Origin of the sequence: Polaromonas sp., from assembly GCF_018780625.1 — a bacterium.
In the GTDB taxonomy this organism is placed as follows: Bacteria; Pseudomonadota; Gammaproteobacteria; order Burkholderiales; family Burkholderiaceae_C; genus Polaromonas.
The window spans coordinates 1-2,776 of the sequence record NZ_JADMJK010000006.1 but is presented as its reverse complement, the minus strand read 5'-3'; the positions used below and the strand labels follow the sequence as shown (position 1 = coordinate 2,776).

1 protein-coding gene and 1 pseudogene are annotated in these 2,776 nt (G+C 62.6%); both read left to right on the top strand.

Translation table 11 applies throughout. The features are described from left to right. Window positions 1–968 (top strand): annotated as a pseudogene (locus IV091_RS00560) (antiporter); the annotation flags it as partial. A gap of 43 nt (window positions 969–1,011) precedes the next feature. Then, on the top strand, window positions 1,012–2,776 hold a 1,765-nt coding region (locus tag IV091_RS00555), incomplete at its 3' end, for a molybdopterin-dependent oxidoreductase (RefSeq protein WP_293463987.1).

Sequence of the window (2,776 nt, the reverse complement as noted above, 5' to 3'; positions counted from 1 at the left end):
ACGCGGGCTTTACCTGGCTGCTGTCGCTGGTGCCGCTGTCCATCCTGTGCTTTTTCGGCATGAACAACCTCAAGACCGTGTCGCCTGCGATTGGCGGCACGATCCCGGCTTTCCTGAAGATCATCTGGCTCTACACGCTGTCCTTCGTGCCGGCCGGTCTGGGCCTGTACCTCTACCTGCCCAAACCCACGGGCCTGGGCCTGCTGAACATGTGGCTGGCCATGCCACTGATCATCATCAGCACGCTGATGGTGCTCAAGCTCACCGCATTTGGCCCCATGAAGGAAAACATCGCCAAGCAGTTTGCTATTTTCAGCAACAAGCACACCTGGTCGCTCACGGTGCTCTACATCGTCACCTTCGGCTCCTTCATTGGTTTTTCAATGGCCTTGCCGCTGGCCATCACCGTGATTTTCGGCATCAGCCATGTGCCTGACGCGGCCGGCATCATGCAGCACACGCTGAAGAACCCGAACGCGCCGTCGGCGCTGACCTATGCCTGGATCGGCCCCTTTGTCGGCGCGGCAGTGCGTCCCATCGGCGGCTGGATTTCCGACAAGGTGGGCGGCTCCATCGTGACGCAGATCATTTCGGCGGTCATGGTCGTCGCCTCGGTGGCGGTCGGCTACGTCATGCTGCTGGCCTACAAGTCGGCCACGCCTGAAGAGTATTTCTTCCTGTTCATGCTGCTGTTCGTGGTGCTGTTCACCGCCAGCGGCATCGGCAACGGCTCGACCTTTCGCACCATTGGCATGATCTTTGACCGCCAGCAGGCCGGCCCGGTGCTGGGCTGGACTTCAGCGATTGCGGCCTACGGCGCCTTCATCGCCCCGGTGGTGATTGGCGCCCAGATCAAGGCCGGCACCCCCGAGCTGGCGATGTACGGCTTTGCCATTTTCTACGCCCTGTGCCTGGTGCTGAACTGGTGGTTTTACCTGCGCAGTGGCGCAGAGATCAAAAACCCCTGAGCTTAAGTTTCAGCGCCTTATTTACCCATTACCGGAGAACTAAATGAGTCATTTTCTCGATCGACTAAGCCACTTTTCCAACCCCCGGGAATCGTTCTCGGGCGACCACGGCGTCACAACGGCAGAAGACCGCACCTGGGAAGACGCCTACCGCAACCGCTGGGCGCATGACAAGGTTGTGCGCAGCACGCACGGCGTGAACTGCACCGGTTCCTGCTCCTGGAAGATCTACGTCAAGGGCGGCATCGTGACCTGGGAAACCCAGCAGACCGACTACCCGCGCACGCGCTGGGACATGCCCAACCACGAGCCGCGCGGCTGCTCGCGCGGCGCCAGCTACAGCTGGTATCTGTACAGCGCGAACCGCGTCAAGTACCCGATGATTCGCGCCCGCCTGCTCAAGCACTGGCGCGAAGCGCGCCTCACGCTGGGCCCCGTCGAGGCTTGGGCCGCCGTGGTGCAGGACGACGCCAAGCGGCGCGACTACCAGAGCGTGCGCGGCCTGGGCGGCATGGTGCGCTCCAGCTGGGACGAGGTCAATGAACTGATCGCCGCGTCCAATGTCTACACCATCAAGCAGCACGGCGCCGACCGCATCATTGGCTTTTCACCGATTCCGGCCATGTCCATGGTCAGCTATGCCGCCGGTTCGCGCTACCTGTCGCTGATTGGCGGCGTCTGCATGAGCTTTTACGACTGGTACTGCGATCTGCCTCCGTCAAGCCCGCAGGTCTGGGGCGAGCAGACCGACGTGCCCGAGTCGGCCGACTGGTACAACTCCAGCTTCATCATCGCCTGGGGCTCGAACGTGCCGCAAACCCGCACGCCCGATGCCCACTTTTTCACCGAAGTGCGCTACAAGGGCTGCAAGACGGTTGCCATCACGCCTGACTACTCCGAAGTGGCCAAGCTGTCGGACCTGTGGCTGCACCCCAAGCAGGGCACCGATGCCGCCGTCGCCATGGCGATGGGCCATGTGATCCTGAAAGACTTCTACTTCGGCGGCAACGGCAAGCCGCGCTCGGCTTATTTTGACGAGTACGCCCGCCGCTACACCGACCTGCCGATGCTGGTGATGCTCAAAGAGCACCAGCTGGAAAACGGCGAGACCGTGATGGTGCCCGACCGCTATGTGCGCGCCTCCGACTTCAACGGCAAGCTGGGCGCCGCCAACAACCCCGACTGGAAAACCGTCGCGTTTGACGCGAGCGGCAAGGTCGTGATGCCCAATGGCGCCATCGGTTTTCGCTGGGGCCCGGACGGCCGCGCCGACGCGGGCCAGTGGAATCTGGAAGCCAAGGAAGCCCGCAACGGCGACGAGGTGCGGCTCAGGCTCTCGGTGATGGAAGGCGAAGAAGCCAGCCATGACAGCGCCAAGGTCGGCTTCCCGTATTTCGGCGGCATTCACCATGAGCATTTCCCCAACAACGAGCAGTCCGACGTGCTGGTGCGCACGGTGCCGGTGCAGCGCATTGCGCTCGGCAAGGCCGGCGAGGAACGCTCGGCGCTGGTCGCCACGGTGTTCGATTTGCAGGCTGCGCAATACGGCATTGCGCGCGGGCTGCCGGGCGAGCTGGCCGCCGCCGATTTTGACGACAACACGCCTTACACACCGGCCTGGCAGGAGCAGATCACCGGCGTGCCGCGCGCGCAGATCATCACCGTGGCACGCCAGTTTGCCGAGAACGCCGAGAAGACCGAAGGCCGCTCGATGATCATCATCGGCGCCGGCATGAACCACTGGTACCACAGTGACATGAACTACCGCAGCGTCATCAACATGCTGATGATGTGCGGCTGCATTGGCA